12 protein-coding genes are annotated in these 15740 nt (G+C 40.4%); 8 read left to right on the top strand and 4 right to left on the bottom strand.

Features of this window, described 5'->3' with window-relative positions; genetic code table 11:
* Nucleotides 1–132 precede the first annotated feature (132 nt).
* From holA to D9K81_RS00345, 4 genes are all read right to left on the bottom strand, one after another.
* Nucleotides 133–1116: a DNA polymerase III subunit delta gene (gene holA / locus D9K81_RS00360; RefSeq protein WP_120374240.1), complete on the bottom strand. Its 984-nt coding sequence runs from the start codon at nucleotides 1114–1116 to the stop codon at nucleotides 133–135.
* A 12-nt stretch (nucleotides 1117–1128) separates the two neighbouring features.
* Nucleotides 1129–1686 carry an LPS-assembly lipoprotein LptE gene (locus D9K81_RS00355; protein WP_120374239.1) on the bottom strand — a complete coding sequence of 186 codons (558 nt, stop codon included), beginning with the start codon at nucleotides 1684–1686 and terminating at the stop codon, nucleotides 1129–1131.
* A 233-nt stretch (nucleotides 1687–1919) separates the two neighbouring features.
* Complete coding sequence (leuS, locus tag D9K81_RS00350; protein WP_121523074.1) at nucleotides 1920–4541, bottom strand: leucine--tRNA ligase; 2622 nt, start codon at nucleotides 4539–4541, stop codon at nucleotides 1920–1922.
* Between the two features lie 178 nt (nucleotides 4542–4719).
* Nucleotides 4720–5082 (bottom strand): DUF4124 domain-containing protein, encoded by a 363-nt coding sequence (locus D9K81_RS00345; protein ID WP_120374237.1) that lies wholly within the window; start codon nucleotides 5080–5082, stop codon nucleotides 4720–4722.
* A 701-nt stretch (nucleotides 5083–5783) separates the two neighbouring features.
* On the opposite strand from D9K81_RS00345, the gene D9K81_RS00340 reads away from it, so the two are divergent.
* From D9K81_RS00340 to D9K81_RS00305, 8 genes are all read left to right on the top strand, one after another.
* The gene (locus tag D9K81_RS00340; RefSeq protein WP_120374236.1) at nucleotides 5784–7511 is read left to right on the top strand and encodes an acetolactate synthase 3 large subunit; all 1728 of its coding nucleotides are present in this window, start codon (nucleotides 5784–5786) and stop codon (nucleotides 7509–7511) included.
* Entirely contained in the window at nucleotides 7508–7999 is a 492-nt protein-coding gene (gene ilvN / locus D9K81_RS00335; protein WP_120365147.1) for an acetolactate synthase small subunit, read from the top strand. Before D9K81_RS00340 ends, ilvN begins: the two co-directional genes overlap by 4 nt.
* Before the next feature lie 111 nt (nucleotides 8000–8110).
* Nucleotides 8111–9127, top strand: coding sequence for a ketol-acid reductoisomerase (gene ilvC, locus D9K81_RS00330; protein ID WP_120374235.1), 1017 nt, complete (start codon nucleotides 8111–8113; stop codon nucleotides 9125–9127).
* Nucleotides 9128–9185: 58 nt separating this feature from the next.
* On the top strand, nucleotides 9186–10430 hold the full coding sequence (locus D9K81_RS00325; RefSeq protein ID WP_121523072.1) for a hypothetical protein: 1245 nt from the start codon (nucleotides 9186–9188) through the stop codon (nucleotides 10428–10430).
* A gap of 286 nt (nucleotides 10431–10716) precedes the next feature.
* A complete protein-coding gene (locus D9K81_RS00320) occupies nucleotides 10717–11532 on the top strand; it encodes an XAC2610-related protein (RefSeq protein ID WP_120374232.1) in 816 nt (271 codons plus the stop codon).
* A gap of 158 nt (nucleotides 11533–11690) precedes the next feature.
* Nucleotides 11691–13646, top strand: a complete 1956-nt coding sequence (locus tag D9K81_RS00315; RefSeq protein ID WP_147433932.1) for a sensor histidine kinase — start codon at nucleotides 11691–11693, stop codon at nucleotides 13644–13646.
* 86 nt (nucleotides 13647–13732) lie between these two features.
* On the top strand, nucleotides 13733–15016 hold the full coding sequence (locus tag D9K81_RS00310; protein WP_120374230.1) for a glycosyltransferase family 4 protein: 1284 nt from the start codon (nucleotides 13733–13735) through the stop codon (nucleotides 15014–15016).
* Between the two features lie 54 nt (nucleotides 15017–15070).
* Nucleotides 15071–15622 (top strand): phosphatase PAP2 family protein, encoded by a 552-nt coding sequence (locus tag D9K81_RS00305; protein WP_120374229.1) that lies wholly within the window; start codon nucleotides 15071–15073, stop codon nucleotides 15620–15622.
* The last annotated feature ends 118 nt before the right edge of the window (nucleotides 15623–15740 follow it).

Here is a 15740-nt window from a genome sequence, read left to right as displayed (position 1 = left end):
AATTTTAATTACGGATAAATCGTGAATTTTTTATACAATTAGAAATGATTATTATTATATAAAGGCTGAATGTTTAAGAAGACAGCAGACTTAATCTTGTGCAATTGAGTCTATAGATCAGCTATCACAAAATTAAAATAGGTTTCGACCGCATAAGCTAGCAATGGCTTGTTCGACTAAATGCTCTGGATTTTCATGACCGAGGCCTTTAATGGATACATCAATACGTAATAGCAGGGCAGGCCATGCTAAAAAAACACTCGGATTGAGGCGACGCAAGGCTTGTTGATACAGACTGACTTTGGTTTTCCAAATCCCCAGTTGCAGAGCATTCTGTGGTTGTTCAAACAGCGCCATCAGTAAACGCATATCTTTACTGATGCTCCATAAGATCAGGCTCATCGGTTCGCCAGATGCGATTAAATACTGAAAAATTTTAATCGATTGTGCCAAATTGCCTTGTAGCATGGCGTCGTTTAAATCGTAGGTGGTGTAACGCGATTGATCTTGTAAACATGAATACAAATGTTCAATTTGAATTATATCGACATCGGCAAAGGTATCACTCACACGCATCAGGCTATTTTTAGCCGCTAACAAGTTGTGCTCATGGTGTTGTTCTAACCATTGCCACGCATCATTGGCTAGCTTTATACCTAACTTTTCTGCTTCAACAGCCAAAATTTGTTGACGGTCTTTGGCATAGTTTGCGGTTAATGCAACATTGACACCATTGGCATCAATAGTCTGGAAGAATGCAGTTTTTAAGCTACTGGCATCTTGCTTGGGCATCACCACCAATAACAAGTTTTGCTCATTGTGCTGCAAATAACTTTTAAGTTCTTTTAAGCCATTGGCATCGGGTTTGATGTTGCCATGTACTTCAATGGCCAACTGACTCGAAAACAGCGATAAGCTATTGAGGGCATTAAAGACCGTTTTCCAATCGCTGACACTTGTAATATCAAAGCGCTGACGCTCGATTTCTTGCTTTTGCCAACTGGCCCGAAAGGCATCAATTAAATTTTGCTCAAGTAGCGGTTCTTGGCCATGCAACACCCATGCGCCTCGAGCTTCATCAACACGTTTTAGGGCTTGTAGATAATCGAGCTTCATACGGTTTTAAGTTTATTCCGTAGCAGATGCAGGTAAAGTAACGTTCACGGGAGCTTGTGTACGCTGTACTGCTGGCGGTAAACGATTAGATGAAATTTGACGTGCAATTTGCTGTGCAACATCATCAATAATGACTTTCTTTAAGTATTCTTGTTCTTGGTCGTCAGTGTTTACCGTTGCTACATCGTATTGGTAAGTACGTGTTGCCATGACTGTACGAGGCTCAGTCACTGGGTTGCCTTGAGCATCTTCAATACGGAAAGTGACATTCAGACGCAGTAAAGTTTCAATCAGTTTCCCGTTTAGCTCAAGGCGGCGTGGAGTATATTCAAGCACACGTAAAACATAGTTATTACTGTCATTGCTCACTTTAATACCAGCAGCACCAAGATAAATCTGAAGTTTTTCTTCGAGGTCATCTGCATTTTTGGGCAAAGACAAGCTCATGTTGGCATACATGACAGGGGCAACATTTGGATTAGTGCCTTTCAAATGAAAGCCGCAGCCTGTTAGGCCTGCACCTAGACCCAAGGTTAATACAATTGCAGCAACACGTTGAACCAAATGCATACAGTGTCCTCTAGAGAAATGTCTCAATTCATTCTGCTGAATTTGAGATGAATATTGTTTTGTTCAATGCATGGGATTGTAAAGTCAAAGCCCGTTGACTGGCAACGGGCTTTGTTTGGGAATTGTTTTTTAATCCCTACCTTTTTCTATTTAGAGATTTAATCCCTCCAAACCTCCCTTTAAAAAAGGGAGGCTTTTCCCCTCTTTGAAAAAGAGGGGCTAGGGGAGATTCTTTAAACCACCAAATTCACTAATTTATTTGGTACAACAATTTCTTTCTTGGTCGGAGCCGTTAAGTATTGTTGAACTTCTGGAAGTGCTTTCGCCATGGCCAAAATATCGTCTTTAGACGCATCCACTGCAACTTCTAGTTTAGCGCGAAGTTTGCCGTTAATTTGAACCACAATCGTTTGTGTATTACGTGTTAAAGCAGACTCATCCACAGTTGGGAATGTAGTCGCAGTTAACTCGGTGCCAAACTCAGCCAATAAAGTTTGGCTTAAATGTGGTGCAAATGGAGCAAGTAGAGTCAAAAGTGTAGTGATCGATTCACGAGAAACCGCGATATCGTTGTCATCTTTTGCTTCAAACTTGTTGTTGGCGTTTAGAAGTTCCATCATGGCTGCAATTGCAGTGTTAAACGCATGACGACGTTCGATGTCATCACCCACTTTTTGGATGGTTTCATGTGTTTTACGGCGTAAGTCTTGTGCATCTTTAGATAGATTTGCTGTATCAATTGCAGTCGCTACATTGCCTTTTTCAAGGAAACCAGTCGCCAAACGCCATACACGTTTTAAGAAACGATTCGCACCTTCAACACCTGCATCTGACCATTCAAGAGATTGATCTGGTGGTGCAGCAAACATCATGAATACACGTGCAGTATCTGCGCCGTATTGGTCAATAATGGCTTGTGGATCAATACCGTTGTTTTTAGACTTCGACATTTTCTCTTGACCGCCAACGATGACGTCTTGACCATCTTCTTTGTATTTCGCAGAAGTGATACGACCTTTTTCGTCTTTCTCAAGTTCGATGTCAGCAGGGTTGAACCAAGTCTTTTTACCTGATTCCGCTTCACGGTAGTAAGTATCCGCAAGTACCATACCTTGTGTTAACAAGTTAGTGAATGGCTCGTTACCTTGTACTACACCTTCGTCACGCATGAGTTTGTGGAAGAAGCGAGCGTAAAGTAAATGCAGAATTGCGTGTTCAACACCACCAATATATTGGTTAACAGGCAACCATGTTTGACCTGCAGCAGGATCCACCATACCGCCAGTAAAGTCTGGAGATGCATAACGTGCGTAGTACCAAGAAGATTCTACGAATGTATCAAGCGTATCTGTTTCACGACGCGCATCGCCGCCACAGCATGGGCAAGTGGTTTCGTAGAATTCAGGCATTTTATTCAATGGGTTACCTGAACCATCTGGCACAACATCAGTCGGAAGCACAACAGGAAGTTGCTCTTCAGGTACTGGCACTTGACCACATGTATTACAGTTAATCATTGGAATTGGACAACCCCAGTAACGCTGACGAGATACACCCCAGTCGCGTAAACGGAATTGAACTTTAGAATTCGCAAGTTCAGCAGGTTCTAATTTCGCAAGGAATGCATCAAATGCAGCTTGGAAGTCTAAGCCGTCAAATTCGCCTGAATTGACTAATTTACCTTCTTTAGAACCGTACCATTCTTGCCATACAGTAGCATCAAAGTCAGCCTCATCAGCGCCTTTGGCATCAATCACTTGCTTGATGGTTAAGCCGTATTTGTTAGCAAATTCGAAGTCACGTTCGTCATGTGCCGGAACAGCCATTACTGCACCTGAACCGTAAGACATCAATACGTAGTTTGCGATCCAAACAGGAACTTCTTCGCCTGTCACTGGATGTGTTACAGAAAGACCTGTTGCCATGCCTTTCTTTTCAGCTTGAGCAAGATCTGCTTCTGCAACAGAACCCATACGGCATTCTTCAATAAATGCAGCCAATTCTGAGTTTGTTTCAGCAGCTTTTAATGCCATTGGGTGCTCTGCAGCAACCGCAACATAAGTTACACCCATGAGCGTATCGGCACGTGTGGTGTAAACAGTTAAACCATCTGCATACACTGCTGGGTTTGCAGAAGGGAAGGTGATTTCCATCCCTTGCGAACGGCCAATCCAGTTACGTTGCATGGTAAGAACTTGCTGTGGCCAGCCGTCTTTTAATGTGTCTAAATCATCTAATAATTCTTGCGCATAATCTGTGATGCGGAAGTAATACATTGGAATATCACGCTTTTCAACCAATGCACCTGAACGCCAGCCACGACCATTTTCAACTTGTTCGTTAGCTAAAACAGTTTGGTCTACTGGGTCCCAGTTGACTGTTGAAAGCTTACGGTAAATTAGGCCTTTCTTATAAAGCTGAACAAACAACCATTGTTCCCAACGGTAATATTCAGGAGTACATGTTGCAAATTCGCGATCCCAATCGACTGCAAGCCCAAGTTTTTTCAACTGGTTGCGCATGTAGTCAATGTTTTCAAATGTCCATTTTGCAGGAGCAACTTGATGGGCAATCGCTGCGTTTTCTGCAGGCAGACCAAAAGCATCCCAACCCATTGGCTGAAGGACAGTCTCACCTTTTAGGCGATGAAAACGACTGATCACGTCACCAATCGTATAGTTACGCACATGACCCATGTGAAGTTTGCCACTTGGATAAGGGAACATCGAGAGGATATAACGACGTGGGCCTTCTACTTGGTCGGCAACTTTAAATGCTTTATTGGTTTCCCAAGCTTGTTGAACTTGAGGTTCAATCGCGCTCGCTTGATATTCTGGGTCGATGTGAGTAGTCATATACGTATATAGGAACAATGGTTAAAAAGTTTGTGACACAGCATAGCGCAAAACACACCTAAAAGTGAATTTTGACGATGTTTTAAAATGGGAAAAAGCCACGGATATCTTTAAACCAAAGTTTGTTGTTACTTTTTAGCTTAAAGAGCGTGGCTTTTTATAGCGCAAACAATGCTATTTAACGAGCATTTGCTGATGGTGCACTTTGTGGCGGTGTTGGATTACTTATCTGTGGTATTGGCGTATTTTGTGTTTGATGGTTGCTTGTTTGCGCTGGAGTAGTCGTTGGTGCATTTTGAGGTGGCGTTACCTGTTCGCTTTCAGATGCATTGTTTGCTTTAACAGCAGGTGTTGTTTTCCAGCCATAAGTTTCAACTTTGCTTTTCTTTTTGGCGTTACTTGGTGGCGGAGTTGCCGTGTAATGTGTCGAACCTTTCGCATCGACCCATTTATAAAAGTTTTGTGCAAATGTGCTTGGTGCAAGACCAGTTAGTGCAATTGAAAGGCTCAATAGGCCTATCTTTGTATAAGTGTTTTTCATGTCGATGAGATATCCTTTTTTTAGTCAATAACAGATCATGATAATGAAAATTATAGGGAAATTTTGCGCCTTTTTTTATGAACGCGCTATGTCTTTTTGTGTGACAACAGATGAGTGGTGTTTATTAAATACAGTGTTTTAAAAATAGGCAGTTATTGCTTGTAAATTCATCAATATTTAAATGGTCATAGAAATTGAATTGAAGGGAATTTAGGGTTTGGAAAATGAAGAATGATTTTTATATTTAAATTATTTATTCAATATATAAAAGTTTTTTATTTGTTTTAAAAATTTATGCTCATAAATCAGTGCAAGACAAGATTGCGCACTACTTCACAAAGACTAAAAAGTAAACGGTCTCTAAATAAACAAGAAAAAGCTAATTTTTAAACTTGACATTAAAGGTTTAAACCACAAAAATGCTGTCTTTAGTTTTATATGTCTTAGATCGATCACCCTTCGAATAAGTACATTTTAGCAATGGACTTCCTCTCTAGCCGAGAAGATGAACAAAGCCAACAAAATATGTTTATCCCAACATGTTTTAGACCCCATATTGCTCAAACAGCAAGTAGGTCAGATTTTTTTCTTATTGCTATGAAAACTATGAAATTTGTGTGCTATAACAGTGCAGACAATCAATGAATGAGCGTCGCAAATATCTCCTATTTGTCGACGAAAAAAGATTAGGGTGAATCAAGTTGGAACTTTTATCTGGTGGTGAAATGCTTGTTCGCGCATTAGCGGACGAAGGCGTTGAACATGTTTTTGGATACCCAGGCGGCGCAGTACTGCATATTTACGATGCGCTATTTCAACAAGAAAGAATTAACCATTACCTCGTACGTCACGAACAAGCTGCTGGCCACATGGCAGATGCTTACTCACGTGTAACAGGTAAGACTGGTGTTGTTCTCGTAACATCAGGTCCGGGCGCTACAAATACAGTCACTCCAATTGCTACAGCCTACATGGACTCAATCCCAATGGTGATTTTGTCAGGCCAAGTTGCGAGTCACTTAATTGGTGAAGATGCATTCCAAGAAACTGATATGGTCGGTATTTCTCGTCCAATCGTAAAACATAGTTTCCAGGTGCGTCATGCTAGCGAAATCCCGGCAATTATCAAAAAAGCATTCTATATCGCTTCATCTGGCCGTCCAGGTCCTGTGGTTGTCGATATTCCAAAAGATGCGACCAATCCTGCAGAAAAGTTCGCTTACGAATATCCTGAAAAAGTGAAGATGCGTTCTTACCAGCCACCTCACCGTGGTCATTCAGGTCAAATTCGTAAAGCAATTGAAGAGCTTCTTAGCGCTAAACGCCCAATTATTTATACGGGTGGCGGTGTTGTACAGGGCAATGCTTCAGCTTTATTGACAGAACTTGCGCATTTATTGGGTTATCCAGTAACTAACACGTTAATGGGCTTAGGCGCATTCCCAGGCACTGATCCACAATTTGTGGGCATGTTGGGTATGCACGGTACATACGAAGCTAATATGACCATGGCGAATGCGGATGTGATTTTAGCCATTGGTGCGCGTTTTGATGACCGCGTAACCAATAATCCAGCTAAGTTCTGTCCAAATGCCAAAGTGATCCATATTGATATCGACCCTGCAACGATTTCAAAAACCATTATGGCGCATATTCCAATTGTAGGTGCAGTTGAACCTGTACTTCAGGAAATGTTGGCTCAATTGAAACAGTTAAATGTTTCTAAGCCAAATCCAGAAGCAATTGCCGATTGGTGGAAGCAAATTAATGCATGGCGCGAAGCACATGGTTTGAAAATTGTTGCGCCAACTGACGGCACAATGAAGCCTCAGCAAGTTGTTGCAGCATTGGACAAAATTACCAATAGCCAAGCCATCATTACTTCTGACGTAGGTCAGCACCAAATGTTTGGCGCGTTGTACTACAAATATACGCGTCCACGTCAATGGATCAACTCTGGTGGTCTAGGCACAATGGGCGTTGGCTTGCCGTATGCAATGGCGGCTAAGCTTGCATTCCCAGATCAGCAAGTGGTGTGTATCACAGGTGAAGCATCTATTCAGATGTGTATCCAAGAACTTTCTACATGTAAGCAATATGGCTTAAATGTAAAAATTCTATGCTTGAACAACCGTGCCTTAGGTATGGTGAAACAATGGCAGGATATGAACTACGAAGGTCGTCATTCGAGCTCTTATGTAGAGTCACTACCAGACTTCCCTAAATTGATGGAAGCATACGGTCATGTTGGCATTCAAATTGACCATGCGGATGAGCTTGAGTCTAAGCTTGCTGAAGCCATGGCAATTAATGATAAATGTGTATTCATTAACGTGATGGTTGATCGTAGTGAACACGTTTATCCAATGTTAATTGCTGGCCAGTCAATGAAAGACATGTGGTTAGGTAAAGGGGAGCGCACATCATGAGACATATCATCTCTGTACTTGTAGAAAATGAAGCAGGCGCGCTTTCACGTTTGGTGGGTTTATTTTCTCAACGTAATTATAACATTGAGACTTTAAACGTAGCGCCTACTGAAGATCCAACACTGTCACGCCTAACGTTGACGACTTATGGTGATGACCACAAGATTGAGCAAATTACTAAGCAACTCAATAAATTAGTTGAAGTTGTAAAAGTAGTTGATTTGTCTGAAGGTGCACACATTGAGCGTGAACTGATGCTGATTAAAGTGAAAGCATTAGGTTCAGCACGTGCTGAAATCAAACGCACAGCGGATATTTTCCGTGCTCAAGTGGTGGATGTAACCCCGACGACGTATACGATTCAAATCGCTGGGACAACTGAAAAGATTGATGGTTTTATTGATGCCTTGGCTGAAAATACCATTCTTGAAGTTGTGCGTTCGGGTGTTTCAGGCATCGCGCGTGGCGAAAAAGTTTTAACCATCTAATTTTTTAAACAGACATGTCTGCCCATGAGGGCAGACGCTTAACACGGCGAAAATAAACAGCCTCAACGTGTTGAGTTAAGGAAACAAAAAAGCATTTTAGCGGAGACAGCAATGCAAATTTTTTACGATAAAGATACTGACTTATCTATCATCCAAGGCAAAAAAGTAGCGATCATTGGTTATGGTTCACAAGGCCATGCGCATGCGCTTAACCTTAAAGATTCTGGCGTTGACGTAACTGTAGGTCTACGTGCGAACTCTACTTCTTGGAAAAAAGCTGAAAATTCAGGTCTTAAAGTTGCTGAAGTTCCTGCTGCTGTAGCACAAGCTGACGTAGTAATGATCTTGACTCCAGATGAATTCCAATCTCAACTTTACCGTGACGTAATTGAGCCAAACATCAAGCAAGGTGCAACTTTAGCATTTGCTCACGGTTTCTCAATTCTTTACAACCAAGTTGTTCCACGTGCTGACCTTGATGTAATCATGGTTGCTCCAAAAGCACCTGGTCACACAGTACGTTCTGAATACCAACGTGGTTCAGGTGTTCCTGACTTAATCGCGATTCACCAAGATGCTTCTGGTAACGCTCGTAACGTAGCACTTTCTTATGCTTCAGGCGTAGGTGGTGGCCGTACTGGTATTATCGAAACTTCATTCCGTGAAGAAACTGAAACTGACCTTTTTGGTGAGCAAGCAGTTCTTTGTGGTGGTGCTGTTGAATTGGTTAAAATGGGCTTCGAAACTTTGGTTGAAGCTGGTTATGCACCAGAAATGGCTTACTTCGAATGTCTACACGAACTTAAATTGATCGTTGACTTAATGTTCGAAGGTGGTATCGCGGACATGAACTACTCTGTATCTAACAACGCTGAATACGGCGAATATGTAACAGGTACTGAAGTAATTAATGAACAATCTCGTGAAGCGATGCGTAATGCGCTTAAACGTATTCAGTCTGGCGAATACGCGAAGATGTTCATTCAAGAAGGTGCTTTAAACTATCCTTCTATGACTGCTCGTCGTCGTCAAAACGCTGCTCACGGTATTGAAGTAACTGGTAACAAACTTCGTGCGATGATGCCTTGGATTCAAGCAAACAAGATCGTTGACAAAGAAAAGAACTAAGTTCTTTATTTAGCTGATTTTTATGCTATAAAAAACCCTGCGGAAGCGGGGTTTTTTTATGGATGATAAGAAAAAGAAGAACTTAATGAGAGATTGTTGGGTGAAGGGTAAAGTTTTTATTAAATTTTTATGGGGAATGTTTCTTTATATAATTTTGCCATTATTCATTTGTTTTATCTTTGCAAATTATCTTTGGGGAGTTTACGTTGAGAAAGTAGGTAATCCCTTTAATTTTAAAATACTATGGGAGGGAGATACGCCACGAAATGCATTGGGTGCTTTTGGTGATTTCATGGGGGGATTGTTAAATCCTCTGTTTGCATTTCTCAGCCTTATGGGGGTTTTGTGGACATTAAAGTTAACTAGAGAAGGGTTATCTGAAAATCGAGAGCTAATTAGCGCTCAGCTTGAAAAACAGGCATTACAGCAATTTGAAAGCATTTATTTGTACTCACTTGATCAGCTAAATATTTTATCTAAGAAAATCGATCATGAAAAACTGAATGAAATTGTAAAAGAAAAGATGAATCCCCCTGAAAAATTTGGAAAAATAAAAAATGATATTGGGGTTGATCATGGTATATGCGCATACCGTGATTATTTGGTTCTAATATTAAAAAGACTTGATCGAATGAATATAGCGGATTCTGAAAAATATGATTATGTTCAAATGATCACAGCTCCTTATACAAAAGGGTTGGTGTTTGCATTGCATATTTCTTTTTATTATTTATTGGTTTCGCAGGATGATGAAATTTTAGACGTAGACTTGCACCAATTATTAGCTAAATATAATTTATTTAAGAATCTTAAACTTATTAATTTTAGTGACGCAGAATTTACATATCATTCTCTTGGTCTAATGAAAGTATTGCAGAATTCCTTATATCAAAGCTCATTAAACTACGGTGAAATAGTAGATGAGAAGTCTTGGGGGTATAAAAGTGTTTTGGATGGTTATAACTCAAAGAGTTCAATGCTCTTTGTACATAGTTTATTAAAGGGCAGAGATAATTATATTTCTGATTGTTCTAGGCTTTCAGCAAAAGTTGTTAAAAATGGGGTTGAATTGCTAGTTGATGATAAAAAAATAGGTTTTATTTGTTTTAACCAAAGTTTACACACACTTGAGAGAGATTCATTGCAGTACCTTGGTGAGAATAAAATATTAGGATTTGGATTTGAATTGTATGTAACATGTCAGTATGCAAAATTAGAATTGAAATGGTTGAATCTTGGAAACCCAAATGATTTTGCGCTTGAATTTTGTTGCAATCATGAGCTATTTAGCTTTCACTCCTGAGGTTCAGAGGGTTCATGTTCAACTGTATAATTTCCATCTCCCAAGCTGAGGCATGGCTTAACAGCTCAAGTTTTATTTTTACTAATTCAATAAATTGCTTGCATATCTTTTTATTAAATAATCATGTCATCAATCGAACTCAGTTTATAAATCTAAACAATTTTTGACACTGCAAATTTTCTTACTCATTCACAACAAATCAAAGGGGCTTATTGTAGATTAGGTATAATTTTAATTGTGATACAGTAGGCATAAATTCATTCTCCTTTATGAAAGCAGATTCACAATGAATAGCAAAATTCTCCTTTGTACTGCTGTATTGGCTCTCCCAAGTGTAGCATTTACACAAACAGCGCAAACCACATCTGCCAGCGAACAGCTCAAGCCTTTAAATAACGTGCGTGTTTCTATGCAACGTATGCTTCGCTCTACCGATGGTCGTTACTTTTTAGATCTTTATGCAGGCATTTGGAACCCGCATGGCTCTTTATATGATCAAACGCGTGCGACGAGCTATGCACTGAAAGGCACACAAAAAGCAGATCAAATCAATTTGCTCGCTGTGAGTGCTGATGGTATGGCAACACCGAACAATGAAACTTTAAATGGTACGCTAAATGCCAACACTGGCATCATGCAGGCCAGTTGGAATACCTCGGCAGCTAAAACATCACTCAATTTTGAGCCTGCTTTTAAAGCATCCGATAAACCCGTTGTAGTATTCAAATTTTATGGTGTAGACAATGCGCAATATCCATCGGGAAAAATCTTAAAACAGGTGGATGTAATTGATAAAAATAGCAATAAATTATTACAAAGTTTGACGGGTTTTACTGCCTTTGCAAATAGTATTGGTTATATGGATGTAAACTTTGATGGCTATTATGATGTGGTGCTTTCAGATGTTTCCGATGGTAAAAAAATAGAAGATAAACGATTTATCTATTGGATGTTTAATCCAAAGACCCATCAGTTTCAGCGCTCTGCACAATTAGATGCATTGGTTGGTTTTCCGCGCTTGCGTGGCGATAAGCAACAAATCGATTTTGGCGAAGGACAGTTATTTCAGGTTAAAGATGGCTTAATGTATCGAATACAGTGATTGACACTGAGCATCATTTGATAAGGTGGGGTGATATTCGCCCCACAGATAAATCTGACAAACGATAATGAATATTATTATAAATTTTTATTGTACTGGTTATGTAAGCGTGCGTATGATTGAGCAACTTTATAATTTAAAAAAATAAGGTGACGCTTTTGGCGTTTTTCCAGTATGCATTTTGCAATTTACGCTTAAGTTTCACAGGTATTGATCATGTGGATGTGGCATACCTACGCCAAATATTTTTGAACCTCTGTCTACTATTATTGTCAGTTTTCATCAGTTCACAGGCGCAGGCATATCAGTATGCGACCAAATGTCATGCAGAACTCCAGCACATTCAAAGCGCAAAAGGGATTGGCCCACAAGGTAAAAGTCGCCCAGAAGCTAAACAGTGGCAAGCCATTGCAGCTACGCCAGATTATTGGAATGACCGCTGGCCCAAATTTAGTGGTACGGTTTGGTATAAGTTGACATGGCAATTCCATTGCGAAGAAAAGCAAAATCAGCCCATGATGCTGTCAGTCAGTTTCATAAATATGGCTGGACAGGTTTATATTAATGACCATTTTTTGTGGCAAAACAAATCACTCGAAGAACCTTTATCACGCAACTGGAACATGCCCAGGCGCTGGATGTTGCCAATTGGTATCTTAAAAACAGGTGAAAACACTGTTTATATTCGAGTGGAGGGTGTTTCAGAGCTGAATCCAGGTATTGGTTCGGTCTACATTGGGGACTATGAATCCACAATGGCAAAGTATCTGCGTGCCTGGCTAGAGATGCGAGATTTACTCACCTATACACTTTGTGTAGAGGTTGCATTAGGATTAATTGCTATTTTTGTTTGGGTATTTAGGCCCAAGGAAAGCGCATTTGGTTACTATGCTTTAGCGACTTTACTTTGGGTGCTGTATATCGGTATGAACCTTGTTGTAGAGCCATTATTTGCATTAAAAACATTAGATTTTGCACGTATTCAAAGTCTGGTTTTTCTGGGGTTTGTTTTTTTTACTTGTTTATATGCATGGCGCTTTGCAAATTATAAAGCACCTCAATTAGAGCGTTTATTTGTCTGGTTGTTTTTAGTTTTTTTCTTATCCATTTGGTTTGCACCTGCACAGTATTTAGATTTTCTACTTAAAAGCAGTTTTATTGTTGGCGTTGGTATTTACCTATTCAACTGTTTGGTTTATCCAATAATTGCTTATCGTTCTAAACAGCCAGAAGCTTATTGTTTAGCCTTTGTGATGTTTTTGGTGTATTTGCCTTTATCAGTGCATGATTGTTTAACGATTTATCAGCATAAAGGAAATTTATTAACCGTTTATGCATCACCTTTTACTGCGGTAATTTTAGCCTGTATTTTTGCTTTACGCTTAACCCGCAGTATGAATGGTGCAGAGCGTTTTAACGCCCGCCTTGAACGTACCGTTAAGCAGGTGCGTACAGAGCTGGAAGATAGCTTGTTACACAGCCATCAGTTAGAGCTAAAAAATGCTAAATTGCAGGAGCGAATTCAATTTGCACATGACCTGCATGATGGGGTGGGGAGTTCATTAGTGCGTTCTATGGCATCAATTGAACACAACAGTGAAAATTTAAATAACCGTCAGTTTTTATCAGTACTTAAGCATTTGCGTGATGACTTAAGACTTATGATTGATTACGGATCAAGCTTCGATACTGTTGTACCAGGCACGCCTATTTTATGGGTTGCACCAACACGCCATCGTTTTAATCAGTTGTTCGATGAATTGGGTGTAAGCATCTGTTGGAAAATACCGGACAACTGGCAAGGCATGCTGACTCCAGCAGAATGTATTGCATTGCAACGCGTCTTGGAGGAATGCCTCGCCAACGTGCTCAAGCATAGTCAGGCTGATTGTGTGGAGGTCAGTTTGAGTTTTCAAAATCAAGAGTTAGTTGCTTTTGTGCAGGACAATGGTGTTGGATTTGATACCACGGCAGTGAAAGAGTCAGGCTTGAGTGTGGGCTTAAAGAGCATGCGCACGAGGTTGAATAAAATCAATGCTGAGCTTGAAGTGGAATCGAAGCCAGGTTGTACACGTGTTACAGTAAGAAAGAAAATGATTGGTTTAATGTCCTAATGATTGTCAAAAAAGTGTCATCGAATCCACATTAAAATGCAAAGAAATCTTAGTAGGCTAAACAAAAAAACATAAATAGGTGGCCTATGTCTGATCAAGTCGCGACAAGCCTGTTCAAGCAACCGCAATTTCCAGAAAACTTGCGCTTTTATTTTAAAAATAAAAACTCCAATCATATTAAAGCGGATAGACGTGAGTTGAATGATTTGGTGCGGCCACGATTAAAAATTGCGATTGTGACAGAAACATGGCCACCAGAAATTAATGGTGTCGCGCTATCTTTGCTTCAATTATGTAAAGGCTTACAGGCACTGGGTCATAAAATTTTACTCATCCGCCCACAACAAAAAAATCCATGCTTGAGCTTTAAGCCCTATCAGGAATGTCTGGTTGTAGCGCAGTCGATCCCGCGTTATCCGAGTTTAAAATTTGGCTGGCCACAGTTTTTAAAAGTTTCAGGCGCAATCGAAAGTTTTGAACCTGATGTTGTGCATATTGTAACGGAAGGACCACTGGGCTTGGCGGCATTACAAGCGGCTAAAAATAAGCAAATTCCAATCTCTAGTGGTTTCCATTCTGCCTTTCAAGATTTTAGTCGGTTCTTTGATCTGGCTTTTTTACTTAAGCCGATTCAGCGTTATTTATGTTGGTTTCATAACAGCACACAATTAACCTGTGTACCTAGTGAAGGCACAGCCAAGTTGTTGCAGTCTTTAGGCGTAACGTGTCCAACTGTAGTGGTTGGGCGTGGGGTAGATGTTGATATTTTCCATCCTCAGCATACATCTGTTCGGGTGCGTCAGCAGTGGGGTGCAGATGAAAATACGAAGGTGTTGCTTTATGTGGGGCGCTTATCTCCCGAAAAAGAACTTCATGTGTTGATTAATGCCTTTATTGCCTGCCAAGACCACCAAACAAAGCCTATGTGTTTGGTTATAGTAGGTGATGGTCCTGAGCGTGAAAAACTTCAGCGTTTGGCTCAGGGGTATCGCGTTATTTTCATGGGTAGCTTGAGTGGTATTGCATTGTCAGAAGCTTATGCTAGTGCTGATGCTTTTGTCTTTCCAAGTCAAGTTGAAACATTTGGTAATGTGGTGTTAGAGGCTATGGCCAGCGGTTTACCTGTGGTTGCTTATGACAAGGCTTGTGCGCATCAATATGTGCGTATGGGGCACACGGGGTGGTTGGCAGATTTGGGGCAACTTACACAATTTAGTGAATTGATAAAGATGTTGCCTGCACGTGAAATATTAAAAACCATGGGTATACAAGCACAAGTAGATGTTCAGCATGTAGGATGGAAGCATCCTGTACAACAATTTGAGCAGGCTTTATATAGTGTTGCTAGGCGAAGTATTGCACCAAGCTAATCCAGCTCTATTAAGCGATGAAAGGAAGGTCGTTGACCACCTGAGGAGAGAGCCATGAAATTCAAAAATGCAAAAATAAGAATGCTTGATCTCGATTTAAAAGGTTGTATTTATCTCAATACGTTTTCTCACTCCGAGCGCGTCGCCTACTTTTTTAAAATGATTAGCCGTCTGGGCGATGGGATATTTTGGTATCTCATGTTGATGGCTGTGTGGATGCTACAAGGACTAATGTATGCATTTCAACTGCTATACATCGCACTGAGTGGTTTGCTGGGAACCAGTATATATAAGTTGCTTAAACAAAAAACCGTACGACCACGGCCTTATCAAGTGCATCAAGTGATTCGTTTGGGGGAACGACCTTTAGATCATTTTAGCTTTCCTTCGGGGCATACTTTACACGCGGTGATGGTGACGACCGTATTGGGATGGATACAGCCCATTTTACTCATCTTGATGTTACCTTTTACTGTACTGGTCGCCTTGTCACGTATGGTTTTGGGATTGCACTATCCTAGCGATGTGGTCATCGGGGCATTGATTGGTGCTGTAGTGGCAACAGGAATTATTTTGAGTGCACCTGTTTTAAATATTGTGCTTTAACCTAATGTAGCTGTAGGGCAGGTCATAAAAATTTGGCAAGACTATAAAATGATATTTTGTTGATTGAATATTTAGGCAGTGATTTAGAAATTTGCTAAAGTACAGCATCATTTATTGG

Source organism: Acinetobacter chengduensis, assembly GCF_003664645.1.
Taxonomy (GTDB): domain Bacteria; phylum Pseudomonadota; class Gammaproteobacteria; order Pseudomonadales; family Moraxellaceae; genus Acinetobacter; species Acinetobacter chengduensis.
This window is presented reverse-complemented; position numbering and strand designations above follow the sequence as displayed.